At 67.8% G+C, this 24,353-nt stretch carries 22 protein-coding genes and 1 pseudogene; 8 read left to right on the forward strand and 15 right to left on the reverse strand.

What is annotated here, in order from left to right:
• The first annotated feature begins 8 nt into the window (after positions 1-8).
• Both QF040_RS31605 and QF040_RS31610 read left to right on the forward strand, forming a co-directional pair.
• The gene (locus QF040_RS31605) at positions 9-926 is read left to right on the forward strand and encodes a MurR/RpiR family transcriptional regulator (protein WP_307510092.1); all 918 of its coding nucleotides are present in this window, start codon (positions 9-11) and stop codon (positions 924-926) included.
• The gene (locus QF040_RS31610; protein WP_429614212.1) at positions 923-2,401 is read left to right on the forward strand and encodes an N-acyl-D-amino-acid deacylase family protein; all 1,479 of its coding nucleotides are present in this window, start codon (positions 923-925) and stop codon (positions 2,399-2,401) included. The genes QF040_RS31605 and QF040_RS31610 overlap by 4 nt, the downstream gene beginning before the upstream one ends.
• A gap of 3 nt (positions 2,402-2,404) precedes the next feature.
• Here QF040_RS31610 and QF040_RS31615 read toward each other — a convergent pair whose 3' ends face one another.
• The 3 genes from QF040_RS31615 to QF040_RS31625 all read right to left on the reverse strand — a co-directional run bounded on the left by QF040_RS31615 (position 2,405) and on the right by QF040_RS31625 (position 6,429).
• Positions 2,405-3,664: a lactonase family protein gene (locus QF040_RS31615; protein WP_429614213.1), complete on the reverse strand. Its 1,260-nt coding sequence runs from the start codon at positions 3,662-3,664 to the stop codon at positions 2,405-2,407.
• Positions 3,665-3,684: 20 nt separating this feature from the next.
• A complete protein-coding gene (locus tag QF040_RS31620) occupies positions 3,685-5,214 on the reverse strand; it encodes a BBE domain-containing protein (RefSeq protein ID WP_429614214.1) in 1,530 nt (509 codons plus the stop codon).
• Positions 5,215-5,502: 288 nt separating this feature from the next.
• Complete coding sequence (locus QF040_RS31625; RefSeq protein WP_206179367.1) at positions 5,503-6,429, reverse strand: LysR family transcriptional regulator; 927 nt, start codon at positions 6,427-6,429, stop codon at positions 5,503-5,505.
• A 143-nt stretch (positions 6,430-6,572) separates the two neighbouring features.
• On the opposite strand from QF040_RS31625, the gene QF040_RS31630 reads away from it, so the two are divergent.
• The 5 genes from QF040_RS31630 to QF040_RS31650 all read left to right on the forward strand — a co-directional run bounded on the left by QF040_RS31630 (position 6,573) and on the right by QF040_RS31650 (position 11,239).
• On the forward strand, positions 6,573-7,469 hold the full coding sequence (locus QF040_RS31630) for an amino acid ABC transporter substrate-binding protein (RefSeq protein ID WP_429614215.1): 897 nt from the start codon (positions 6,573-6,575) through the stop codon (positions 7,467-7,469).
• A gap of 8 nt (positions 7,470-7,477) precedes the next feature.
• Positions 7,478-8,770, forward strand: coding sequence for an aminotransferase class V-fold PLP-dependent enzyme (locus tag QF040_RS31635; protein WP_429614216.1), 1,293 nt, complete (start codon positions 7,478-7,480; stop codon positions 8,768-8,770).
• Positions 8,771-8,886: 116 nt separating this feature from the next.
• Positions 8,887-9,183 (forward strand): iron uptake protein, encoded by a 297-nt coding sequence (locus tag QF040_RS31640; RefSeq protein WP_429614217.1) that lies wholly within the window; start codon positions 8,887-8,889, stop codon positions 9,181-9,183.
• A 32-nt stretch (positions 9,184-9,215) separates the two neighbouring features.
• Positions 9,216-10,895, forward strand: coding sequence for a PepSY-associated TM helix domain-containing protein (locus tag QF040_RS31645; RefSeq protein ID WP_429614218.1), 1,680 nt, complete (start codon positions 9,216-9,218; stop codon positions 10,893-10,895).
• Between the two features lie 8 nt (positions 10,896-10,903).
• Positions 10,904-11,239, forward strand: a complete 336-nt coding sequence (locus QF040_RS31650) for a DUF3325 domain-containing protein (protein ID WP_429614219.1) — start codon at positions 10,904-10,906, stop codon at positions 11,237-11,239.
• A gap of 67 nt (positions 11,240-11,306) precedes the next feature.
• Here QF040_RS31650 and QF040_RS31655 read toward each other — a convergent pair whose 3' ends face one another.
• Positions 11,307-12,260 (reverse strand): class I SAM-dependent methyltransferase, encoded by a 954-nt coding sequence (locus tag QF040_RS31655; protein WP_429614220.1) that lies wholly within the window; start codon positions 12,258-12,260, stop codon positions 11,307-11,309.
• A gap of 97 nt (positions 12,261-12,357) precedes the next feature.
• On the opposite strand from QF040_RS31655, the gene QF040_RS31660 reads away from it, so the two are divergent.
• Positions 12,358-12,975, forward strand: coding sequence for a flavin reductase family protein (locus QF040_RS31660; protein ID WP_429614221.1), 618 nt, complete (start codon positions 12,358-12,360; stop codon positions 12,973-12,975).
• Positions 12,976-13,039: 64 nt separating this feature from the next.
• Here the strand turns inward: QF040_RS31660 and QF040_RS31665 are convergent, their stop codons facing one another.
• The 11 genes and pseudogenes from QF040_RS31665 to paaC form a co-directional block, all read right to left on the reverse strand.
• Positions 13,040-13,342 carry a hypothetical protein gene (locus tag QF040_RS31665; protein WP_429614222.1) on the reverse strand — a complete coding sequence of 101 codons (303 nt, stop codon included), beginning with the start codon at positions 13,340-13,342 and terminating at the stop codon, positions 13,040-13,042.
• Complete coding sequence (locus QF040_RS31670; protein WP_429614223.1) at positions 13,342-13,902, reverse strand: methyltransferase family protein; 561 nt, start codon at positions 13,900-13,902, stop codon at positions 13,342-13,344. The genes QF040_RS31665 and QF040_RS31670 overlap by 1 nt, the downstream gene beginning before the upstream one ends.
• Positions 13,903-13,932: 30 nt before the next feature.
• Positions 13,933-14,691 carry an SDR family NAD(P)-dependent oxidoreductase gene (locus QF040_RS31675; protein ID WP_429614224.1) on the reverse strand — a complete coding sequence of 253 codons (759 nt, stop codon included), beginning with the start codon at positions 14,689-14,691 and terminating at the stop codon, positions 13,933-13,935.
• Positions 14,691-16,744: pseudogene (paaZ, locus tag QF040_RS31680) on the reverse strand (phenylacetic acid degradation bifunctional protein PaaZ). The gene QF040_RS31675 and the pseudogene paaZ overlap by 1 nt, the downstream one beginning before the upstream one ends.
• 168 nt (positions 16,745-16,912) lie before the next feature.
• Entirely contained in the window at positions 16,913-17,644 is a 732-nt protein-coding gene (locus QF040_RS31685; protein WP_307599068.1) for an ABC transporter ATP-binding protein, read from the reverse strand.
• Positions 17,641-19,542, reverse strand: coding sequence for an ABC transporter permease subunit (locus QF040_RS31690; protein WP_429614225.1), 1,902 nt, complete (start codon positions 19,540-19,542; stop codon positions 17,641-17,643). Before QF040_RS31690 ends, QF040_RS31685 begins: the two co-directional genes overlap by 4 nt.
• The gene (locus QF040_RS31695; RefSeq protein ID WP_307510054.1) at positions 19,539-20,567 is read right to left on the reverse strand and encodes a branched-chain amino acid ABC transporter permease; all 1,029 of its coding nucleotides are present in this window, start codon (positions 20,565-20,567) and stop codon (positions 19,539-19,541) included. Before QF040_RS31695 ends, QF040_RS31690 begins: the two co-directional genes overlap by 4 nt.
• A gap of 178 nt (positions 20,568-20,745) precedes the next feature.
• A complete protein-coding gene (locus QF040_RS31700; protein WP_306880085.1) occupies positions 20,746-21,894 on the reverse strand; it encodes an ABC transporter substrate-binding protein in 1,149 nt (382 codons plus the stop codon).
• A 43-nt stretch (positions 21,895-21,937) separates the two neighbouring features.
• Positions 21,938-23,023: a 1,2-phenylacetyl-CoA epoxidase subunit PaaE gene (gene paaE / locus QF040_RS31705; RefSeq protein ID WP_429614226.1), complete on the reverse strand. Its 1,086-nt coding sequence runs from the start codon at positions 23,021-23,023 to the stop codon at positions 21,938-21,940.
• Positions 23,024-23,036: 13 nt separating this feature from the next.
• Positions 23,037-23,564 carry a 1,2-phenylacetyl-CoA epoxidase subunit PaaD gene (paaD, locus tag QF040_RS31710; protein ID WP_429614227.1) on the reverse strand — a complete coding sequence of 176 codons (528 nt, stop codon included), beginning with the start codon at positions 23,562-23,564 and terminating at the stop codon, positions 23,037-23,039.
• A complete protein-coding gene (gene paaC, locus QF040_RS31715; RefSeq protein WP_307686802.1) occupies positions 23,561-24,340 on the reverse strand; it encodes a 1,2-phenylacetyl-CoA epoxidase subunit PaaC in 780 nt (259 codons plus the stop codon). Before paaC ends, paaD begins: the two co-directional genes overlap by 4 nt.
• Positions 24,341-24,353: the final 13 nt, after the last annotated feature.

A 24,353-nucleotide genomic window follows, 5' to 3' on the forward strand; every position in this document is an offset into this window, starting at 1 on the left:
TCGCAACAATGACCCCCTCCCTGCTCCGGAAGATCGCGGAGATCCGCAGCGGTGCCCCGGCCACGCGGCGCGCGATTCTCGACCTGATCCTCGAAGACCCCGACCGCGTGCTGGAAGAGAGCTTCGAGCAACTGGCCGAGCGCTCGCGCAGCTCGGTGCCGACCATCATGCGCACCTGCCGCGACCTGGGCTTTGCTGGCCTGCGCGAATTCAAGCTCGCGCTCGCGCAGGAGCTGGCGCTCGGCGGCTCGCCGCTGCACCGCCGCGTCAACATCGAGGATGCGGCCGACGAAGTGGTCGGCAAGATCGCGCGCAGCGCCGCGGCCTCGGTCTCGGGCGTGCGCGGCCAGCTCGACATGCAGGTGCTCGACGGCGCCGTGGCCGCCATCGCGGCCGCGCCGCATGTGGATCTGTACGGTGCAGGCGCCACCTCGTGGTTCATGGCCAACGACCTGCAGGCGCGGCTCTTCCGCCTCGGCCTTTCGGCGAACGCATGGGCCGACTACCACCTGCAGCAAGTGGCCGGCGCGGCGCAGCGGCCGGGCGGCGTGGTCATCGCCATCTCGCACGTCGGCGGCATGCCCTCGCTGCTCGACGCGGTGGACATCGCGCGCGGACAGGGCGCCAAGGTGGTCGCGCTCACGCGGCCCGGCACCGCGCTCGCGGCGAAGGCCGACTTTTTGCTGGGCCTCTCGGTGCCCGACGACGCGGTGATGCACGTGGGCATCGACGCGTACCTCACGCACCTCACCGCCATCGAGATCCTCACGGTGCTGGTCGCGCAACGCCGCGGCGAGCCGGCCGTGCAGCGCCTGCAGCGCGCACGCGAGGCCTTCCAGCGCCATGGCATCGACGCGACCACGCACCCGCTGCAAAGCTGGGACGGCGGCGGCATCAACGACGAAAAAGGAGGACGCGCATCGTGAGCGACCCCCAAGCCGTGAAAGCCGTATTGCTCGAAGCCGGCCTCGTGGTCGACGGTTCGGGTGGACCCTCGTGGCCCGGCGACGTGCTTCTGCAGGGTGACCGCATCGTCGCGCTCGGCGAAGGCCTGCGCGGGCGCTTGCCCGAAGGCCTCGCGCTCGCTGACGTCGAAGTGGTCGACTGCCGCGCCAAGGTCATCGCCCCCGGCTTCATCGACGCGCACACGCACGACGATGCGATCGTGCTGCGCGATCCGCTGTGTTTGCCGAAGGTGTCGCAAGGCATCACCACGGTGGTGACGGGCAACTGCGGCATCTCGCTCGCGCCGTACCGTACGCCGCAATCGAAGCCGCCGCTCACGCTGCTGGGCGCCGATTCGTTCAAGCACGCGACCATGGCCGAGTACCGCGCAGCGGTCGATGCGACGCAGCCCGCGCTCAACGTGGCTGCGCTCGTCGGCCACACAACCCTGCGCTTCGCGACGATGCAGGCGCTCGACCGGCCGGCGAGCGGCGACGAACTCGCGCGCATGGAAGCGCTGCTCGACAGTTGCATGGCCGATGGTGCGCACGGCATGTCGTCAGGCCTGTTCTATGAAGAGGCCTTCGCTGCACCGGCCGAGGAAGTGACCGCCCTCGCGCGCGTCGTCGCACGCCACGGCGGCGTGTACGCCACGCACCTGCGCAGCGAGATGCAGCAGATCATCGAGGCGCTGCACGAGGCCGGCGACTCGGCCTTCAACGCAGGCGTGCCGTTGGTCATCTCGCACCACAAGTGCGCCGGCCCCGCGAACTGGGGCCGCACGAAAGAGACGCTGCCGCTGATCGAATCGCTCGCGCAGCGACAGCAGATCGCGATGGACGTGTACCCCTACGTGGCCGGTTCCACCGTGCTGCGCGAAGACCTGGTGGATGGCGTCATCGACGTGCTGCTCACTTGGTCCGACCCGCATCCCGAGATGACCGGTCGGCTGCTTTCCGACATCGCGCGCGAGTGGGACACCACCGAGCAGGAGGCGTGCGTGCGGCTGAAGCCCGGCGGCGCCTGCTACTTCCAGATGCAGGAAGAAGATGTGGAGCGCGTCATCGCGCATCCGCTCACGATGATCGGCAGCGATGGCCTGCCGCACGACCGCCATCCGCATCCGCGGCTCTGGGGCGCGTTCCCCCGTGTGTTCGCGCGCTACTGGCGCCAGCGTCGCCTGTTCACGCTGGAGCAAGCCGTGCACAAGATGACCGGCATGACCGCACGCAACCTGCGCATCGCCGGCCGGGGCCTGTTGCGTGTGGGAACGATGGCCGACGTGGTGGTGTTCGACCCCGAGACCATCGCCGACACCGCGACCTACGACAAGCCGCACGGCGTGAGCGAAGGCGTGGAGCGCGTGTACGTGAACGGCGTGCTGGCCTATCGCGGTGGCGAGGGCGAGGCGAAGGTGCTGGCGTGCGCGGGGCGGATGCTCACGCGCGGAGGCTGAGCACTACGCAAACACCAGGCACACCGGCGTAGGCACCTGCGCCACCTGCATCGGCTGGTCGAGCTTGCCGCTCGCCGGATCGATGCGCAGGCGCAGGATGGTGTCGCCTTTCTGGCTGAGCGCGTAGAGGTGGCCGCCACCCGGCGCCATCGCCAGCGCGCGCGGAAAACGCAGGCCCTCGCTCCAGTGTTGCAGCGGTGTCAGCGTGCCGTTGCCTGCATCGATGCGGAACGCGGCGATGCTGTCGGCCATCGGGTGGTCCGACTTCAAGCGGCGGTTGGTCGCATAGAGGAATTGCCCCGAGGGATGCATCACCAGCGCCGCCGCGCTCTTCTGGCCGCTGTAGCCCTCGGGCACGGTCGAGACGCGTTGGCGCTGTTCCCCGACCTTGCCGCTCGCTGCGTCGTAGCCGAAGCTGGCGACCGTGGCATCGAGTTCGTTCACCAGGTACAGGAAGCGCTGCGACGGATGCAGCGCGAGGTGGCGCGGGCCGCTGCCGGGCGATACCTGCGTGCGGCCGAGCAAGGCCAGCTTGCCATCGGCGAGCGTGAACGCATTGATGCGATCGGTGCCGAGGTCAGTGCCAAGCAGCCGCTGGCCCGAGGCATCGAACAGCACCATGTGCGGATGCGGCGACTCCTGCCGCTCGGTGTCGGGGCCGGACCCGGTTTCCTTCTCGATGCCCGAGACCTTGCCGAGCCTGCCGTCGGCCTCGATGGGCAGCACGTTGTAGGCGCCGCCGCCGTACAGCGCCACCGCGAGTGCGCGTCCATCGGGCGACGCAGCCAGGTGCGCGGGGATCACGCCCGAGAGCGAGAGCGGCTGGCGGTTGAGCAGCGTGAGCCGTCCGTCGTTCGCATCGATCGCATAGGCCTCGGCCGTGCCTGTGGGCAGGCCCTGGTAGGTGTCGATTTCGTTGATCGCGTAGAGGAAGCGCCGGCTGGGGTGCAGCGCGAGGAACGAAGGGTTCGCGCTTGCGACGGTCTGCACCGGCGTCCATCCGCCGTCCCGCATCGCGAGCACGTAGATGCCCTTCGACGCCGGCCCTCCGGCGGTGCCGCCGGGCGCGTCGAAGGTGTAGGTGCCGACGTAGGCGAAGCGGGGCGCGGGCGTAGTGCTGGCGGCTGCGCTGTTGTTCGCTGTCTCGGAAGTCTGCGCACCGGCGGGGACCAATGGCGTCAACGCGCCGAGCGCGGAGGCACCGCCGATCCACTGCATCACGGCGCGGCGGTTCTGGCCGGGGAGGCTGGGGCTGTGTGTCATGGGTTTCCTTCCTCTCTCGTTCAGGGCCGTACCGACATGGCATGGTGAAAGACGTTGTTCGGGTCGTAGCGCCGTTTCACCTTCCGCAGGAAGTCGTAGAGCCCCTGGTCCCCGTAGTAAAGCTGCGACCAGAACGGATACGCCAGCATGTCGTTGTCGGGGTAGTTGATGTAGCAGCCTTCGTAGCGCTCGCCGGGGTAGGGCGTCCCGGCGTAGCGCTCGGGCACGTCCGGCGTGCCGTACACGTCGCGGTAGAAGTCGCTGATCCAGCGCAGGTGGCCCGCCTCGTCCGCCGCACTGCGCCAGTAGGTCTGGTACTGCAGCTTCATGATCGACGCGCGCTGCGGCACGGCGGTGTCGTTGATGCGCTCGGGCTTGTTGACCGCGCCGCCATAGGAATCGACCTGCACCAGCGACTGGCTCAAGTCGACGCCCGGCATCGTGCGCGTGAGGTGCGCATAGATACGCTGCGCCTCGCGGGCGGTGAAGTTCTGCTTCATGTAAGCCGACTTGTACTTGCCGCGCTGGTTCTCGCCCGAGCCGTTGAGGTACTGCGTGGCCGTGAGCCAGTCGTAGCGCGTCACGGTGTGCGGCTTGGCGCACAGCAACTGCCCGGCGCCTCGCTGCGGCGCCGGACCCACGCCAGGCGCGCTGCCCTTCAGCGGCACGGGCGTGCAGGCGCGGAAGCGGTCGAGGAAATCGTTGAGCACCGCAAGATCGTTGCAGGTGCCGTCGGGGTTGCAGAACTGCGTGAGCATCACGATCTGGCCCGACGAGCGGTGCGTGAGCTTGAGCAGCGAGAACATGCCCCAGGTGTCGGGCGACTTGCCGCGCGTGGCCCAGTAGTCGCCGTAGATGGAGAGCAGTTCGGCAAAGCGCGCAGGCGTCATCGCGGCCCAGTCGAACGCGACCACCGCGATCGCCACTTCGCGCGGCGCGGTCAGCAGGGTGTCGAACACATAGCTGGTGATCGCGCCGAAGTTGCCGCCGCCCGCGCCGCGGCAGGCGCGGAACAGCTCGGGCTCGCGCGTCGCGTCCACGGTGCGCGGCACGACCTTGCCGCGCGCATCGACGGTGAGGATGTCCACCGCGGAGAGCCAGTCGACCGTGAGTCCCTGCAGGCGCGACAGCAGGCCGTAGCCGCCGCCGCAGATGTGTCCGCCAGCGCCCACCGAATAGCAGGAGCCGCCGGGCAGGGTGACATTGCTCTGCTTGTAGAGCTCCAGGTAGCCGTTCCAGTTCTGCGTGCCGGGGCCGATGCGGTAGCGCCCGTCGGTCTTGCCGGTGCTTGCGCCGGCAAGCAGGCTCAGGTCGAGGATCGCGCCGTCGGGGTTGTTGGAGACGAAGTCTTCGTAGCAATGACCACCGCTGCGCAACGTGGGGCGCAGGCCCGCATCGACGATGCGCTGCAACGCGGCCGCGGCATCGCCCGCGTTCTCCACCAGCTCGATGCGCGAAGCCGCATCCGACTCCGTGGAAGGCCATCTCAGGTTGAAGCCCTTTTTCAGGGTGTTGTAGCGCGCATCCTGGCGTGTCACGGTGATGGTCATGGGCACTTTCTGGTGGACGTCTTGCGACGGGTGGGGCGGAGAAAGAAGGAGCCTGCGTCGCGTCTTACGCGCGGGTACTCATTTGCGAGTTCGTGTGAAAAATGAAAGGTTTTTTCTTATTTCCACCGGATCGAGGTGAATATCGAGCGATATCGCCCATATTGCCGCCATTTCCTGAAATATTGAAATAGATTTTCAGTCGCACTGCGCCCGCAAGGCATGTGCTTTTCCCGTAGCGGACACGGCGTTCGCTACGCAACAAGGCGCTGCAGACGGCGCCTGCCGAACTCAACGCGCCGCTGCTTCCTCGTCCTCCGCCTGCGCCTGGAACATCCGCGTGAAATCGCAGCACTCCTGCGCCAGCATCACGATCGACGAGGTGAGCGCGCTGCGGTGCTCGCCCTTGTGCATCGCCACGTAGCGCACCACCGGCAGCGGCGGCGTGACCTCGATCACCGACAGCATGCCGGCGGCGACCAGCGGCGCGAGGCATTCGCGCGGCAGGTAGCTCACGCCCAACCCCGACACGGTGAGGCCGGTGAGCGCGACGAGGTTGCTCACCACGATCACGTTGGAAGGCTGCACGCCCTGATCCTTCATCCACGCGTCGTAGGCGCGCCCGGTGCCCGAGTTGTTGCCCTGCACCAGCATGCGGTGCCGCGCGAGGTCGTGCAGCCGCACGGTGCCCGTCGTCTGCACCACGCCGGGCTTGCACATCCACGCGCTCTTCACCTTGCCGATGACCTTGCTCTGCATGCGCGAGTCGGCAAAGGTGTCGGGCACGATGACCACGTCGAGCGCATCGACCAAAAGCTTGTCGCGCAGCTGCAGGCTGTCGTCCACGTCGGGTTCGAGGATCACCTTCGGGTAGTGCTGCTGGATCAGGCCGACCAGACGCGGCAGCCACGTCATCGCGGTGAGCTCGGTCACGCCGATGCGGATGCGGCGCTCCACGACGCCGGGCTTGCCGAACTGCTCGACCGCGGCATCGCGCTGCTCCAGCAGCTTCTTGGCGAGCACGAACATCTCCTCGCCTTTTTCGGTGAGGCGCGCGCTGCGCTGGCTGCGGTCGAAGAGTTCGGTGTCGAACAGCAGCTCAAGCTCGTGCACCCGCTTGGAGACGGCCGATTGGGATGTGTGCAACTGGTTCGCGGCCTGCGCGAAGCCGCCGAGTTGGCCGATCCAGTAGAGGGCTTCGAGTTGCTTGAAGGTCATCACGGCGCGGTCTCCTCTGCAGGTGGTCCGAAAGAACGCTTTTCTTCATGCAATTCGATCACAAAAAATCGCTTTTAGAAATTCATCGAGGCGCAGAAGATTCGCCCAGCTCATCCCTCACTGCAAACCAAGGAATACACGCCATGGACTTCTTCAAACTGCCCCTCGCCCTGGGACTCACCATCGCTTTCACCTGCGGCGCCGCCAGCGCACAGGACGGCGGCACGCTGCAGAAGATCAAGGAGAGCGGCACGATCCAGATCGGCGCGCGCGACAGCCAGATTCCGTTCTCCTACAAGCTCAGCGCCGACAGCGCGCCCATCGGCTACACCAACGACATCTGCCTGAAGATCGTCGATGCGGTGAAGGCGAAGCTGGGCCTTTCGAAGATCGAGGTGCGCTACACGATGCTCAATTCGACCAACCGCATTCCGCTCCTGCAGAACGGCACGGTCGACCTCGACTGCGCAACCACCACCAACACCACGCAGCGCCAGGCGCAGGTCGATTTCGCGCCGAGCCACTTCGTGACCAACATCACCGCCGCGGTGCGCAAGAGCTCGGGCATCAATGCACTGTCCGACCTCAACGGCAAAAACGTGGCCACGGTCTCGGGCAGCACCTCGATCCAGTTGCTGCGCGGCGCGCGCAAGAGCGGCACGATCGAAGTGAACGAGATCGCGGGCAAGGACACCTCCGACGGCTTCTTGCTGCTCTCGACCGGCCGCGCCGACGCCTACGTGCTCGACGACGTGCAGCTCGCCGGCATGATCGCCAGCGCCACCAACCCGGGCGAATACAAGCTCCTGAAGGAGTCGCTGCGCCAGGAGCCCTACGGGATCATGCTGCGCAAGGACGATCCGCAGTTCAAGGCGCTGGTCGATGAAACGGTCACCGGCCTCATGAAGTCGGGCGCCATCGAGCAGCTCTACGCGAAGTGGTTCATGTCGCCGATTCCGCCGAAGAACGCGAACCTGAATTTCCCGATGTCCGACGCGGTGCGTGACATCTACAAGAACCCGAACAACAAGGGCGTCTGAGCACACACATGGCGACCACCCCTGAAAACCACCCCCGCGGTCTCGCGTTCTCCGATGCGCTGATGCGCGAGGTGAAGTCGCGCTTCCTGCTTGTGGACCGAGACCACCACGGCCATGAACGCCTGTACTTCGACAACGCCGGCGGCTCGTTCCGCCTGAAGGCCGCGGCCGAGCGCTTCGCACAGGTCGATGCGATTCCCGACAACGCCGAACGCATCCACGCGACCGCCGTCGAGCTGCAACAGATCCAGGCGAAGGCTGGCGACGATTTGCGCACCATCCTCCATGCGAAGGGCGGGAGCGTCTATGCCTCGCTCACCGCTTCGGGCGCCATGTTCGACATGGTGCGCGCGGTGGCCGAGAACGTGCCGGGCACGAACATGGTCACGACGGTGCTGGAGCATCCCTCGGCCTTCGATGCGATGAGCCTCTACGCCGGCCGGCTCGGCCGCGAGCTGCGCGTGGCGAAGAGCAACCCTGTAACGGGTGGCGTCGATGTGGAGGAGATCGTTCGCCTCGTCGACAAGGACACGTGCCTCCTCAACGTGATCTACGCCTCGAACATCTCGGGCGCCAAGCTCGACATGGCCGAGATCGTGCGCCGCGCGCGCGCCATCAAGCCCGACCTCTACATCCTCGTGGACGCGGTGCAGCATGCGCCGCACGGCCTCATCGACCTCGAGAAGACGCCGGTGGACGGCATCAACCTCGCGCCCTACAAGTTCTTCGGCTGCCGCGGCTCGGGGCTCTCGTGGATGTCCGATCGCGCGGCCGTGCTGCCGCACCACAAGCTCGCGGGCAAGAAGCCGGACTACTGGGACCTGGGCAGTTCCGCGCCGTGGCAGTTCGCGGCGCTCACGGAGATCGTCGATTACGTCTGCTGGATCGGCGGCCAGTTCACCGACGCTACCGAGCGTCGTGCGCTGTTTGTCGAAGGCATCGGCCGCATCGAGCTGCACGAGCGCGCGCTGCTCGCCGCGCTGCTCGACGGCACGGGCAACGCGACCGGCCTCCGCGAGATGCGGGGCGTGGAAGTGTTCCTCGACCACGAAGACCTGACCAAGCGCGACCTGATCCTGGGCATCGGCTTCGACCGGATCGACTGCACGCAGGCGGTGGTCGAGTACGGCAAGCGCGGCGTCACGGTGTACGAGCGCGTGGCGACGAGCATCTATTCGAAGCGAATGCTCGAATCCTTCGGGCTCGAAGGCACGGTGCGCGTGTCGCCGCTGCACTGCCATTCGATGGCCGACGTGGAGCGGTTTCTCCAGGTCACGCAGGAGATCGCGGCCGCCGTGTGACCTGGCCTGGGCTATCCAGGTCCGGGCCGTAGGGTTGATCGACCGGATCACCGCTCGCATCGAAGATAATGCGAGCCGTTCTCATTTGATCCGTCCCTGCGATCCCCGTCCAAGCCATGGCCCGTAGCGCTGCGTCCGCCGTCCACGTCGTCTCCCGCATCGCTGCCGGCGTGCTGGGCAGTTACGTTTTCTGCTGGGGTTTCATCGCCTTGGGCGTCGGCCTCCTGTTCAGCGCTGGCATGCCCTTCCACGATGCCGAGTCGCTCAGCAGCATGCTGGCCTTTCTCGTGTTCCTGGTCGCGTTCCTCTGGGCCTTTGCGGCCGGCAGCCTCGCGCGCGTGTGGTTCGTGCTGCTGGGCGGAGGGCTCGTCATGACGGGTGCGGCCTCGCTCGTGCAGCTGGCCCTGCTTTGAGCCTCTGACCCTTTCTCTTCAGGAGCTTTCCCGTGTTTCAGAACTTCCGGCTCTCCATGGCCTGGCTGCACACCTGGTTCGGCCTGACGCTCGGCTTCGTTCTGATGGTCGTCTTCTTCTTCGGCTCGCTGTCGGTGTTCGACCGCGAGATCGACCGCTGGGCGATCCCCGAGACCCGCTTCGACCCGCAGCCGATGCCGTCGTTCGACGGCATGCTGCTGCCCATCTTCCAGGACATCAAGCCCACCGCCGAGAGCATCGATCAGGCGCGCAGCCGCGTGAACGGGCCGATGGCCGAGAGCTTCAGCCCCAAGCAATGGACCGCCTACACGACCCACCGCGATCCGGTGCTGAGCCTGTATGCGAACTTCACGCTTCCCAACGCGAAGGACCCGGAAGACGCCGTGTTCGGCAACCGGACCATCGACCCGCGCGTGGGCAAGGCGCTGCCCGACGACCGGCTCAAGCTCGGCAGCGAATTCTTCTACTCGCTGCACTACAGCCTGCACCTGGACTGGCTGAACCTGGGCACCTGGATCGTCGGCTTCGCGGCGCTCGTGATGCTGGCGGCGCTGGTGAGCGGCGTGGTGATGCACCGCAAGATCTTCCGCGAGCTCTTCACCTTCCGTCCGGCCAAGCACACGCAGCGCAGCGCGCTCGATCTTCACAACCTGACGGGCGTGGTGGCGCTGCCGTTCCATTTCATCTTCGCGCTGTCGGGGCTGGTGGTCTTCGCGGGTGTCTACTTCCCGGTCACGCACACCCAGTTGGAGCCGCTGCACGAACTGCACGAGAAACTCGACGCGCAGAAGACCGGCCTCCCGCATGACCGCGCCGGCGTCCCCGGCACGCTGGCATCGGTGGATGCGATGGTGGCCGAGGCCAAGCGGCGCTGGGCCGCACGCGACGCGGCGGGCGAGGTCGGCATGCTCGTGGTGCAGCATGTGAACGATGCCAACGCCTATGTGAGCGTCTATCGCGCGGGCAGCGACCGCGTCACCCTCACCGGCGAAGGCATTCATTTCAAGGGCTCCACGGGCGAGCTGATCCGCGAAGACCCGCCGCCGACGATCGTGGCCGGCATCGTGGACTTCCTCACCGGCCTGCACCTGCAGCATTTCGAGCACTGGCTGCTCCGCTGGCTGTACGTGCTGGGTGGCCTCTCGGGCTGCGCCTGCATTGCCACCGGCTTCATCTTCTTCGTGGAAAAGCGCAAGCGCCAGCACGCCAAGCAGGGCGTGAGCGGCGCGCGCTGGGTCGATGCCTGCGCGGTCGCGACGGTGACCGGCCTCCTGGTCGCGACCTTCGCCATGCTCATCGGCAACCGCGTGCTGCCCGACACCCTGCCGCTGCGCGGCAGCTGGGAGAAGGGCATCTTCCTGGGCGCCTGGCTGCTGGCCTTCGCGCACGGCATCTGGCGCACCGCGCCCACCGCCGAAGGCCGCCTGTCGCCCGCCTGGGCCGAGCAATGCTGGGCCGCGGCCGTGATGGCGGTGGCCGCGGTGCTGCTCAACTGGGTCACCACCGGCGACCACCTGCTGCGCACCATCGGCGCCGGCTACTGGCCGGTGGCGGGCGTCGATTTGTCCCTCATCGCGAGCGCCGCGCTGGCCGTGGTGGCCGCGCGCATGCTCAAGCGCCGTGCCGATGCGGCGATGGTCGCCTCCGCCCGATTCGCGCCCGACGCCAATACCTCCGCCGCCCGCGCCTGACTGACGCCATGCTCCTTTTCGCCGCCATGGTCACCAGCATTGCCGCCGCGGGCTTCCTCGCGCTGTCCATGGATGTGCACTGGGAGCAGGTGCGCTCCGATCCGCAGTGCTCCCCGCGCATGGTCCGGCTGCTGCGGGTTTTGGGGGCGGCTTGCGTGCTCGCATCGCTCGTGCTGTGCCTCGGTGCGGATCATGTCTCGATGGCCTCGCTGGTCTGGTTCATGACGCTCGCCGGTGCGGCGCTGGTCGTGACCTTCACGCTGAGCTGGCGCCCGCGCTGGCTCCGTCCGCTGGTGATGTGGATTCCCGCGACCACCGCGCGGGAAGAAGCCGGTCGGTCGTAGTCCGAGGCGGCGTCTCCGAGCGGACAGTGCCTGTTCCGCGACCACACGGGCGGGAGCCCGAGCGAGGTCAGGCGGCAGGCGGCGCAGCGCTGACCGCACGAGGCTTCACGCGGTCATTCACGCGTGCATGGGCGATGTGCCCCGCGCCCGCCCGCTGCAAGCCGTTGACGCCCTCGGCGTCGTACCGGACCACGGTTTGTTCGCCGTCCAGGTCCTCCGTCAACACAAGTCCAGTCTCCAGCAGCAGCGCAGCGAGCGCCGCTGGATCGAAGCCCGAGAGAAACGCCTCGCCGACGCCCGACACATCGCTGCGCAGCTTGCGGAACCCCTCGGTGCCCGCATGGCCGGGTTGCAGCGCCGCCTCGTCGATGTAGGTGAAGACCAGCTCGCTCCCCTCGGGTGCGATGGAGGCGATGGCGCGCAGCGTTGCGAGGTTCGCTTCGCGCGTGAGATACACGGTGACGCCGAGCCACGAGAAGAAGGTCGGCTGCGCCGGATCGAAGGGCGAGCGTGCGAGCGCCGACTGCAGTGTCTCTTCGGACAGGTCCGCCGCCACGAAATGCACCGCATCCGATTCGGCGATGCCGCAGTGCCGCAGGCGCTCGCGCTTCAGTTGCTGCGTCGCGGGGTGGTCCACTTCATAGATCTGCAGGCCTTCGGCCCAGGCCGGGCGGCGGCAGAGAAAACTGTCGAAGCCCGCGCCGATGAGCACGTACTGCGTGATGCCGCGCGCGACCGCGGCTTCCAGCATGTCTTCGGTGTAGCGGCTGCGCAGGATGACGCCGGGATAGGCCGCGTTCGCACGCATCGCGGCATCCAGCACCCTGGCAGGCGCGGCTTCGGCGCGCAGTGCGGGGTCCAGCCGCGCCACCGCCCGCTCGCGCAGGCCGGCCTGCACCGGCTCGGGCACGAGGCGGTCGCCCCACGGGTCGTCCAGCAGCGGTGCGGGATCGCTGCGCGTGTGAACCGCGCGCATCAGCGAGGTGACGAGGGCGGTCTGGCTGGCTTTCGAGGGTTCCATGAAGGGGCGCTCCGGGCAGAAGATGACGAAGGGCGGGCTTTGTGCGACGCTTGCCGCCGCTTCGGCCTCAGTTCCTGCTTCATTTTCCGACGACTTCATGAACGCCTCCTCGTCTTCGCATCGCCGCCCCGTCCCGCTGGCCAAGGCCTACCGCCTGCTCAATCACGGCCCCACGGTCCTCGTGAGCGCGGCGCACGGCGGCCAGCGCAACATCATGGCGGCCGCGTGGGCGATGCCGCTGGATTTCGATCCGCCCAAGGTGGCGGTGGTGCTCGACAAGAGCACCTGGACGCGGGTGCTGCTCGAAGGCGCGGGCACCTTCGCGCTGCAGGTGCCGGTGCGCGCGCAGCTCGACCTGACCGAAGCGCTGGGCAACAGCTCGGGCCGCGAGATCGTAAAGACCTCAGGACACGACAAGTTCGCGGCCTATGGCCTTCAGACCTTCGCAGGCACCGCGACCGATGCGCCATTGCTCGAAGGCTGCGCCGCATGGCTCGAATGCCGGCTCTTGCCCGAGCCGCCGATCCAGGAGCGCTACGACCTCTTCCTCGGCGAGGTGATCGCCGCGCAGGCCGATGCGCGCGTGTTCGAGAACGGGCGCTGGAACTTCACCGGCCACGACGAGCTGCGCACGCTGCATCACGTGGCGGGTGGGCACTTCATCGTCGATGGCGAGGCGGTGGATGCGCGGCCGCTGCCGCCGGTGCAGCTCTGACTCTCAGGGTGATGCGCCAGGCTCGCGCGGCGCAGGTGCCACGAGGATGCGCCACAAGGGGCAGCTACTTGTTGGAGACCGGCAGATCGAGCTGCAAGGCAACCTCCCGGATTTCGGCGTTCACCGCAGCCAGCCGCTCCCGTTGCGGTGCGCCTTCTTCCGCGGAGACGCCCTCCAGCGCCGTGACCAGGTTCTTGCGCTCAGCCCGCAGTTGCACGTAGCGCTCTTCGAGCGCATCCATCCTGTTGTGATACGGCTGCTGCGAGGCGCGCACGACGGCGGGCGCCAACACACATCCGCCCAGGGAGACGAGTGCAACCGCAGCCCAGAGTGCGAGCACGGCCTGATGCACGGTTGCGGCTTTCATCACACGAGGAACGGAATGAAGCGCCGCGTACCGCGCATGTAGTCGCGGTAGGTATCGCCGAAATGCGCGATGCATTCCTTCTCGTCGCGCAGCGCCGTCAGCACCAGCAGCAGCGTGGCCGCCACCACCAGCGCCAGCGTGAGCCAGGTGAACTGCTTGAGAAAGGCGCCCCAGGCCAGCAGCATGAGCGCGGTGTACATCGGGTGGCGGATGTAGCGGAAGGCGCCCGAGGTCACGAGCGAGGAGGTCTTCTCGAAGCCGTAGAGGGCCGGGTCGTCATTGCGCGCATCGCTCGGCTTGCCCTGTGCCTTGAGCAGCCGCACCGCGTGGATCGGCAGCCAGATCGACAGCGCGAGGAATACGCACGAGACGATCTGCGTTGCCGAGAGCGGATCGACATGCCACACCGGCAGGTTCACGACGATCAGCACCAGCATGCATTCCCACGCGAAGAAGCGATAGAAGCCATGCGAGCCGGGCTGCTGCAGCGGCCCGCGCGAGACATAGAGCAGCGCGGCGGTGCCAGCGACGAAAAGAAAGATCTGGAACCAGAAGAGCATGGCGGCCGAATCTACACGGGCCGCCCGTCTTCAGCCAGAGATAGAAAACCCGCCGTCGACCGGAATGGCCGTGCCCGTCACGTAGTCCGACGCGGGGCTCGCGAGGAACACCGCGGTGCCGGCGATGTCGGCCGGCTGGCCCCATCGGCCGGCGGCGGCGCGGGCCACCACGCGGTCGTACAGGCCCGGGATCTGGCTGCGCGCGCCGTCGGTGAGTTCGGTCTCGAACCAGCCGGGCAGGATCGCGTTGACCTGGATGTTGTCGGCCGCCCACGAGAGCGCGGTCGACTTGGTGAGCTGCACGATGCCCGCCTTGCTTGCGGCGTAGGCCGGGGCGTAGGGCGCGCCGAAGATGGACATCATCGAGCCGATGTTGATGATCTTGCCGCCGCCCGCCTTTTTCAGATGTGGGTGCGCGGCGCGGCTGCAGAGGAAGGCGCTCGTGAGGTTGGTGTCCATCACCTGGTGCCATTCGGCGAGCGCGAGCTGGTCGACCGGCTTGCGCACCGTGGTGCCGGCGTTGTTGACGAGGATGTCGAGCCGGCCGCAGCGAGCGACAGCTTCGTCGAACGCCTTCTGCACCGACTCTTCGCTGGTCACGTCGAGTTCGAGCGCGAAGCTGTCGCTGCCCGATGCCTTGAGCGCCTCGACCGCGGCAGCCGACTTCTGTGCATTGCGCGCCGCGACGATGACACGCGCGCCGGCCTTCGCGAGGCCTTGCGCCATGCCGAGGCCGATGCCGCCATTGCCGCCGGTGACGAGCGCGACTTTTCCTGTGAGATCGAACATCAGGTTCCTTCCGGTTTCTTGGAGACGAGGGTCAGGATGTCGTAGCTTGCCACCACATCGCCGTCCTGGTTCGTCACCTCCACATCCCATGCCACCACGCCCTGGCCCTGGCCGCTCGCGTCCTTCTTGTTGCGGTCGATCTTGCGCTTGCAGGTGAGGCGTGCGCGGATGGTGTCGCCGATGCCCACGGGCTTGACGAAGCGCAGCGTGTCCAGGCCGTAGTTGGCGAGCACCGGGCCCGGCGCGGGCGAGACGAACAGGCCCGCCGCCGCCGACAGCACGAAGTAGCCGTGCGCGATGCGCTTGCCGAACGGCGATTCCTTCGCCGCGACTTCGTCGAAGTGCATGTAGAAATAGTCGCCCGAGATGCCGCCGAAGGCCACGATGTCGGCCTCGCCGACGGTGCGGCGGTGGGTGAGCAGCGAGTCGCCGATGCGCAGGTCTTCGAAGTAGCTGCGGAACGGATGCACCTCGCTCTCTCGCGCACGGCCGCGCCTCGTACATGCTCGCCGGTGATCGCGGCCAGCATGGTGGGCGAGCCCTGCACCGCGGCGCGCTGCAGGTAGTGCTTCACCGCGCGCAGGCCGCCCAGCTCTTCGCCGCCGCCCGCGCGGCCGGGGCCGCCGTGCTTGAGTTGCGGCAGCGGCGAGCCGTGGCCGGTCGATTCGGCGGCGGCTTCGCGGTCGAGCACCAGCAGGCGGCCATGCCATGCGGCAGCGACCGGAATGGCCTTGGCCGCGATGGCCGGGTCGCGCGTGACCAGCGTGCCGACGAGGCTGCCGCGGCCGCGTGCGGCCAGTGCGAGGGCTTCGTCGATGCCGTCATACGGCATGAGCGTGCTGACAGGGCCGAAGGCCTCGATGTCGTGTGCGGCATCGTGTTCGAGGGGCTTGCGGCTAAGCAGCAGCGTGGGCGCGAAGAAGGCGCCTTCGCTCACGCCGTCGCCCACGGGCGAGAAGCCGTCGCGCTCGCCGTAGACCAGCTCCGCGCCCTGCAGCAGCGTGGCCACGCGCTCGGCCACGTCGGCCTGCTGCGCGTGCGAGGCGAGGGCGCCCATGCGCACTTCTTCGCGCGACGGATCGCCGATGACCGTTTTTGCGAGACGCGCGCGCAGGCGCTCGGCCACCGCATCGAGGTGCTGGCGCGGCACGATCGCGCGGCGGATGGCGGTGCACTTCTGGCCGGCCTTGGTCGTCATCTCGCGCGCCACTTCCTTCACGAAGAGATCGAACTCCTCGTCGTCTGGCGTCACGTCGGGCGCGAGGATCGCGCAGTTGAGCGAGTCGGCCTCGGCGTTGAACGGGATCGACTGGCGCACGATGTTCGGATGCACGCGCAGCTTGGCCGCGGTGTCGGCCGAGCCGGTGAAGGTGACCACATCCGGCCCTTCTAGCCGGTCGAGCAGGTCGCCCGTGCCGCCGATCACCAGCTGCAGGCTGCCCTCGGGCAGGATGCCCGACTGCACGATGAGCCGCACGGCGGCCTCGGTGAGATAGCTCGTGGCCGAGGCCGGCTTGCCGATGCACGGCATGCCCGCGAGGAAGCTGGGCGCGAATTTCTCGAGCAGCCCCCACACCGGAAAGTTGAACGCGTTGATGTGCACCGCCACGCCGCCGCGCGGCACCAGGATGTGCGTGCCCGCGAAGCCGCCCTTCTTGCCGAGCGGGAAGGCCGGGCCTTCGTGCACCAGGTTGCCCGAGGGCAGCTCGTTGGAGCCGATGCCGGCGTAGGCGCTCAGCGTGCCGGCGCCGCCTTCGATGTCGATCCAGCTGTCGGCGCGCGTGGCGCCGGTGTGGGCCGAGATCGCATAAAGCGTTTCCTTGTTCGCGGCGAGGTACTTGGCCAGCGCCTTCAGGCGTTCGGCGCGCTGCTGGAAGTCGAGCTTCATGAGCGCGGGAATGCCGGTGCGGCGCGCGTACTGCAGCGCTTCGGCGAAGTCGATGGCTTCGGCGTGCGTCGCGGCCACGGCCTGGCCGTTGATGGCGCTGCGCAGTTGCTGCGCGCTCTCTTTGCCGATCCAGCGGCCGGCAATGTAGCTTTGAAGGGTGGTCATGAGGATGTCCTTTCTGCGGTATCGGTATTGCTCCCTCCCCTTCCGGGGGAAGGCTGGGATGGGGGCAAGCGGCGTTCGTTCGGCGCAGTGCTTCATCAAGTGCCGCTTGCCCCCACCCCAGCCCTCCCCCGGAAGGGGAGGGAGAAAGACAGGGAGAGCAAGGCGGGGTCAGTGTTTGTTGCCAATGCCCAGGTAGGTGTCGATGATTCGTTGGTCGTGCAGCAGGTCGCGTGCATTGCCTTCCAGCGCCACGTCGCCCATCTCCAGCACATACGCCCGGTCGGCCACCTGCAGCGCGGCGCGCGCGTTCTGTTCCACGAGCAGCACCGAGACGCCATGGCTTCGCAGTTGCGAGACCACGCGCAGCACTTCGCGCACGACCAGCGGCGCGAGGCCGAGCGAAGGTTCGTCGAGCATCAGGAGGCGCGGCCGTGCCATCAGCGCGCGGCCGATGGCGAGCATCTGGCGTTCGCCACCCGAAAGCGTGGAGGCCATCTGCGGCTTGCGCTCACGCAGGCGCGGGAAGATCTCGAACACTTCTTCCATGCGCGCGCGCTGGTCGCGCTTGCCCTTGCGCCACTGGTAGAAGCCGCCGAGCAGCAGGTTGTCTTCGACCGACATCTCGCCGAACAGCTCGCGCCGCTCGGGCACCAGCGCCACGCCGCGCGCGACCATCGTCTCGACACCGGGCCGCGCGATGCGTTCGCCCGAAAGCGTGAGCGCGCCGGTGGAGGGCAAGAGGCCCATCGCCGCGCACAAGAGCGTGGTCTTGCCCGCGCCGTTGGGGCCGATGACGGTGACGATCTCGCCCTCGTTCACATGCAGGCGCACGCTGTGCACCGCCTCGACGGTGCGGTAGGCGACGCAGAAGTCGTCCAGTTGAAGCAGGGGATGGCTCATCGTGCGTCTTCCAGCAGTTCGTCGTCGGCGCCGCCGAGGTAGGCCTCGAGCACGCGCGGATTGGCCTGCACTTCGGCCGGCGTTCCCGTGGCGATCACGGTGCCGAACTCCAGCACCGTGATGCGGTCGGCCAGGTTCATCACGAACTCCATGTCGTGCTCCACCACCAGGATGCCCAGGCCCTCGGCGCGCAGCTGGCTCAGCAGCACGGAGAGCGCGCGCTTTTCCAGGTGGCGCAGGCCCGCGGCGGGTTCGTCGAGCAGCAGCACCGACGGCTGACCGGCGAGGGCGCGCGCGATTTCCACGACACGCTGCTGGCCCAGCGAGAGCGATGCGGCCGGCGTGTCGGCATGCGCGCCGAGGCCGCAGCGTTCGATCTGGCGGCGGGCCTCGGCCATCAGCGCCGCTTCTTCGGCGCGGTCCAGCCGCAGCATCGCTGCGAGCCAGCCGCGCTTGGCGCGCAGGTGGGCGCCGAGCGCGACGTTCTCGACCACGCTGCGCTGCCCGAGCAGGCGCACATGCTGGAAGGTGCGGCCGAGGCCGAGTGCGGCGAAGGCGCGCGAGGGCTTGGTCGCCATCGACTGGCCGGAGAGCCGCACCACGCCCGAGCTCGGATCGTCCACGCCCGAGATCATGTTGAAGAAGGTGCTCTTGCCCGCGCCGTTCGGTCCGATCAGCGCGTGGATTTCGCCGGCCTTCAGCGTCATCGAGATCGCGTTGTTGGCGACGAGGCCGCCGAAACGCTTGCTCACGTCGCTGGCTTCTAGCAGCAGCTCGCCCGATGCGGGCAGGGTGCGCTGTGCGAGCTGCACCGTCGAGGCTTTCGACGGGGCGGGCGCAGCCTTCGGCGCCTCGTTGCGCACCCAGCGGCTCGCGAGCCGTGAGAGCGTGGGCCAGAGCCCGTCCGCAAAACGCTGCAGCACGAAGAGCATCAGGAGGCCGAACACGATCACCTCGAAGTTGCCGCTGGTGCCCAGCAGCGCGGGCAGCACGTCCTGCAGCTTTTCCTTCAGCAGCGTGATGAGCGCCGCGCCGAGCACCGCGCCCCACAGGTGACCCGCGCCGCCGACCACCGCCATGAACAGCAGCTCGATGCCGATGTTCAGGTTGAAGGGCGTCGGGTTCACGAAGCGCTGCAAGTGCGCATAGAGCCAGCCCGACACCGCCGCGAGCAGCGCGGCCAGCACGAAGAGCTTGATGCGGTGGCGCGCGGTGTCCACGCCCATCGACTCGGCCATCAGCCGCCCGCCCTTGAGCGCGCGGATGGCGCGGCCTTCGCGCGAATCGAGCAGGTTGTGCATTGCCCACAGCGCGAGCAGCAGCACGGCCCAGATCACCACGCCGAGCGCACGCGGCGTGGCGAGCGACACGCCGGCAACCACCAGCGGCGGCACGCCGGTGATGCCGGTCTGCCCGCCCAGGAATTCCATGTTGCCGAACAGGTAGTACAGGCTCAGGCCCCACGCGATCGTGCACAGCGGCAGGTAGTGGCCCTGCAGCTTGAGCGTGACCGCGCCCAGCGCCCAGGCGAGCGCGAAGGTGAAGACCAGGCCCAATGCGAGGCCGGCCCACGGCAGCAGCGCGGGGCTCACCGCGCCGCCCATCCATGCGGCGGCGGTGGGCGATGTGCAGATCCACGCCGTGGCGTACGCACCCATGCCGACGAACGCCGCCTGGCCGAACGAGGTCATGCCGCCTACGCCGGTGAGCATCACAAGACCCGCGGCGACCAGCGCATAGAGCCCGATGTTGCTCAGCACGGACACGGTGAACTCGGGCAGGAAGCCCCAGGCCAGCGCGAGCGCGACGACCAAGACCAGCGTGAGCTGGCGCGGCGTGACCAGCGGCTTGCCGGCGGGCGGCGCGTTGACGGCGATGTTGTTGGATGGCGAGCTCATTCCTCGTCCTCCACATGATGGCTTCGCAGCGAACGCCACCACAGCACGGGAATGATCAAAGTGAAGACCAGCACTTCCTTGAACGGGCTGGCCCAGAAAGAGGCAAACGCTTCGAGCTGCCCGACCAGCAGCGCGCCGACCAGCGCCAGCGGATAGCTCGCGAGCCCGCCGACGATGGCGGCGACGAAGCCCTTCAGGCCGATCAGGAAGCCGGTGTCGTAGTACACGGTGGTGAGCGGTGCGATGAGCAGGCCCGACACCGCGCCGATGAGTGCCGCGAGCGCGAAGCTCAGGTCACCCGAGAGTTCGGTCGGAATGCCCGAGAGGCGCGCACCGACGCGGTTGATGGCGGTCGCGCGCAATGCCTTGCCGACCATCGAGCGCCCGAAGAACAGGAACATCGCGATCACCAGCAGCAGCGTGACCCCGACCACCACCAGCGATTGCCCGCTGACCGGGATGCCGCCGATGTCGAAGCGTGCGTCCGAGAAGGCCGTGGTGCGCGAACCCTCGGCACCGAAGAACAGAAGGCCGAGGCCGACGAGCACGCCGTGCAGCGCGACCGAGACGATCAGCAGCATCAGCACGTTGGCATCCGCCAGCGGCCGATAGGCCAGGCGGTAGAGCAGCGGGCCGAGCGGCGTGATGAGGACGAGCGTGGTGAGCGTCTGACCCGCCATCGACGTGGGCTTGAGCAGCAGCACCAGCGCGGCGGCGGCCAGCGGCAGCACCACGCACCAGGCGAGCGCCGAGGCCCAGTCGACCACCGCGCCGCGCTTCCAGCGCCAGAACTCGACGATCAGCACCGTCACCGCGAGCGCGAGCAGCAACCACAGGGTGGCCGGCACGCGGCCGGCCTGCAGCATCGCCATCGAGAGCGCCCCGAAGGCGACGAACTCGCCCTGGGGAATGAAGATGACGCGCGTGACCGAGAACACCAGCACGAGGGCGAGCGCCATCAATCCATAGACGGCACCGTTGACGATGCCGTCCTGCCCCAACAACAGGGCGATCTGCAAATCCATAAGAGAACCTTCGGGCTTGGCCCGTTTATCGAATCAGTCGCTGCACCGTATGGCTCCTTCCCCCTCTGGGGGAAGGTTGGGATGGGGGCAGGCGGCCCTTGTTCGGCGCAGTGCCTTGCCGTGTGCCGTCGTGCCCCACCCCCGCCCTCCCCCGGAGGGGAGGGCGCAGGTCAAGACATCAAGGCTGGTATTTCCAGGCGCCGTTCTCGATCTTCACCATCACGCGCGCGCGTTGGTCCAGGCCCAGGTGGTCCTTCTCCGTCATGCTGAACACGCCATGCGCGCCCGACACTTCCTTGACCTGTTCCAGCGCATCGCGCAGCGCCGCGCGGAACTCCGGCGTGCCCGGCTGCGCCTTCTTCAGCGCGACCGGCACGGCCGAGGTCATCAGCAGGCCCGCGTCCCATGCATGCGCGCCGAAGGTCGACACGGTGCCCTTGCCGTTGGCCGCTTCATAGGCCGTCACGTAGGCCAGCGCGGACTTCTTCACCGGGTTGTCGGCAGGCAGCTGGGCCGCCACGAGCACCGGACCGGCAGGCAGGAAGGTGCCTTCCACATCCTTGCCGCCCACGCGCAGGAAGTCGGAATTCGCCACGCCGTGCGTCTGGTACATCTTGCCGGTGTAGCCGCGCTCCTTGAGCGTTTTCTGCGGCAGTGCGGCGGGCGTGCCCGAGCCCCCGACCAGCACGGCGTCGGGCTTGGCGGCCATGATCTTCAGCGCCTGGCCGGTCACCGAGGTGTCGCTGCGCGAGAAGCGCTCGTTGGCGACCACGGTGATCTTCTTGAGGGCCGCGGCCTTGGCGAATTCTTCCGACCAGCCTTCGCCGTACGCATCGGAGAAGCCGATGTAGGCGACCGTCTTCACGCCGTTGGCCGCCATGTGCTCGGCGATGGCGAGGGACATCATGATGTCGTTCTGCGGCGTCTTGAAGACCCACTTCTTCTTCGCGTCCATCGGCTCGATGATGCGGGCCGAGGCGGCGATGGAGATCATGGGCACCTTGGCTTCGCTCACCACGTCGATCATGGCCAGCGAGTTGGGCGTGGTGGTGGAGCCCAGCACGATGTCGACCTTGTTCTCGGCGATCAGCTTGCGGGTGTTGGCCACGGCCGCGGTGGTGTCGGAGGCATCGTCCAGCACGATGTAGTTGATCTTCTGGCCGCCGATGGTCTTGGGCATCAGCGCGATGGTGTTCTTCTCGGGAATGCCGAGCGAGGCGGCCGGGCCGGTGGCCGACACCGTCACGCCGACATTGACGTCGGCCCACGCCGCGGCGGCGGTGGCGCACAGCGCGGCGATCAGAAGGGGCTGGAAGAAGAATTTCATTGGTCTTGTCTCCGGGTTGAAAAATCGTTGTTTGCCCGACGTGTCAGCGTTCGTCGAAGGACAAGGTGACACGGTCGGTGAGGGGATGGGCCTGGCAGGTCAGCACGAACCCGGCGGCCACTTCATTCTTGTCGAGCGCGAAGTTTCTTTCCATGCGGACTTCCCCGTCCACGCACTTCGCGCGGCAGGTGCCGCACACGCCGGAGGTGCACGAGAACGGCACTTCGAGCCCGGCCGCGGATGCCGCATCGAGGATGCTGGGCTGCCCTTCGGTGAAGGTGATCTCGCGCTGCAGGCCGTCGCGCACGATGGTGATGCGGGCCTGCTTGGCATCGCCCGGCTGCGGCTCGTGCACCACGGCGCCGACCTGCGTGGCAGAGGGCAGGGCGACGCCGAAGCGTTCGATATGGATGCGGTCTTCCGGCACGCCGGCCGCGAGCAGCGCAGCCTCGGCCTCGTCGTTCATCTGGAACGGACCGCAGACGTACACATGGTCGATCTTCTTCGCCGGCACCACCGACTGCAGGAACTCGCCGATCTTCTCGCGGTTCATCACGCCGAAGCCCAGCGGCGAATCGGTGTGCTCGTCGGAGAACACGTGCAGCAGCACGAGGCGCGTCATGTAGCGGTTCTTCAGGTCCTCGATTTCTTCCTTGAACATCGTGGACTGAAGCTGGCGGTTGCCGTAGATCAGCGTGAAGCGGCTCGCGGGTTCGCGCGCGAGCACCGTCTTCATGATCGAGAGGATCGGGGTGATGCCGCTGCCGCCCGCGATGCCGACGTGGTGCCGGGCCGAGGCCGGCTCGATCGGCACGAAGAAGCGGCCCTGCGGCGCCATCACCTGCAGGGTGTCGCCGGGCTGCAGGCTGGCGTTGATCCAGTTGGAGAACACGCCGCCGCGCACCTTGCGCACGCCGACGCGCAGTTCGCCGTCGTCCAGGCCCGCGCAGATCGAATAGGAGCGGCGCAGGTCCTGGCCGTCGATGTCGTGGCGCAGCGTGAGGTACTGGCCCTGCGTGAAGCCGAAGACTTCCTGCAGGTCGGCCGGCACCTCGAACGAGACGATGACGGCCTCGGGCGTGTCGGGCTCGATGGCCTTCACGCGCAGGGGGTGGAAGAGGGTGCTCATCGTGGGGGATGTCTCAGATTGGCTTGAAGTGTTCGAAAGGCTCGCGGCAGGCCATGCAGCGGTACAGGGCCTTGCAGGCGGTGGAGCCGAAGGCCGAGAGGCGTTCGGTGCGCTCGCTCGCGCAGCGCGGGCAGGCGATGCGTTCGCCTGCGATGCGGCCGAAGAGCTTGATCGGCATCGCGGTGTTGGCGGCGGCTTCGGGTGTGAGGTGCGCCGGCGGCGCGATGCCGTAGGCCTTGAGCTTGGCGCGGCCTTCGTCGCTGATCCAGTCGCTCGTCCATGCGGGCGCGCGGCGCAGCGTGGCGCGTGCGCGGCCGAGGCCGGCCTGCTCGATGGCGGCCAGCACGTCGTGCTCGATGGCTTCGGTCGCGGGACAGCCGGAGTAGGTCGGCGTGAGCACGATCTCCAGCCCGTCGTCGTGCTCGATCACTTCGCGCACGATGCCCAGGTCGCACACCGACACGGCCGGCACCTCGGGGTCGAGCACCGTGTGCAGCACGGCCCACGCCGCATCGATGCGCGATGCCACGTCGGTGTTCACCACACGCCTCCGGGGAAGCTGCGCTGCAGATGCTGCATCTCGGTGAGGATGTAGCCCATGTGCTCGCTGTGCACGCCCTGCTTGCCCGTGCTGCGGAAGGCGGCTTCCTTGGGCATCGCGAGGCCGGCTGCGTCGAGCACCTGCTGCATCTCGGCGTGCCAGGGTTCGCGCAGTTCGCTCCATGCCGGGCCGAGGCCGCTTGCGCTGGCTTCAGCGTCCACCGCGTCGCTCTCGAAGAGTTCAGGCACATAGAGCCAGAGCTGCTTCAACGCCTTCTCGGTGCGGCGGCGGGATTCGTCGGTGCCGTCGCCCAGACGCACGACCCAGTCGGCCGAGTGCTGCTGGTGGTAGCGCGCTTCCTTCACCGCCTTGCCGGCGATGGCGGCCACTTCCGCATCGCTCGATGCTGCAAGGCGCTGCCACAGCAGCTTGAGCAGCGTGGCGACCATGGTGTTGCGCAGCACTGCAAAGGCGAAGTCGCCGCGCGGCAGCTCGACCAGCGTGAGGTTGAAGTAGTCGCGCTCGTCGCGCAGGTAGGCGAGTTGGTCTTCGTCGTGCGCGCGGCCAACGCCCTCGAGCTTGCCGGCATGCGTGAGCAGCGCGCGGGCCTGGCCGACGAGGTCGAGCGCGATGTTGGCCATCGCGATGTCTTCTTCGAGCACGGGCGCGTGCCCGCACCATTCGCCCAGGCGCTGCGCGAGCACGAGACACGTGTCGCCGATGCGCAGCAGGTATTGCACGGCCGGCGTGCGGTTCAGTTCGATCGATGCTTGCATGTCAGCGGCTCCA

Source organism: Variovorax sp. W2I14 (genome assembly GCF_050435205.1).
In the GTDB taxonomy this organism is placed as follows: Bacteria; Pseudomonadota; Gammaproteobacteria; order Burkholderiales; family Burkholderiaceae_C; genus Variovorax; species Variovorax paradoxus_C.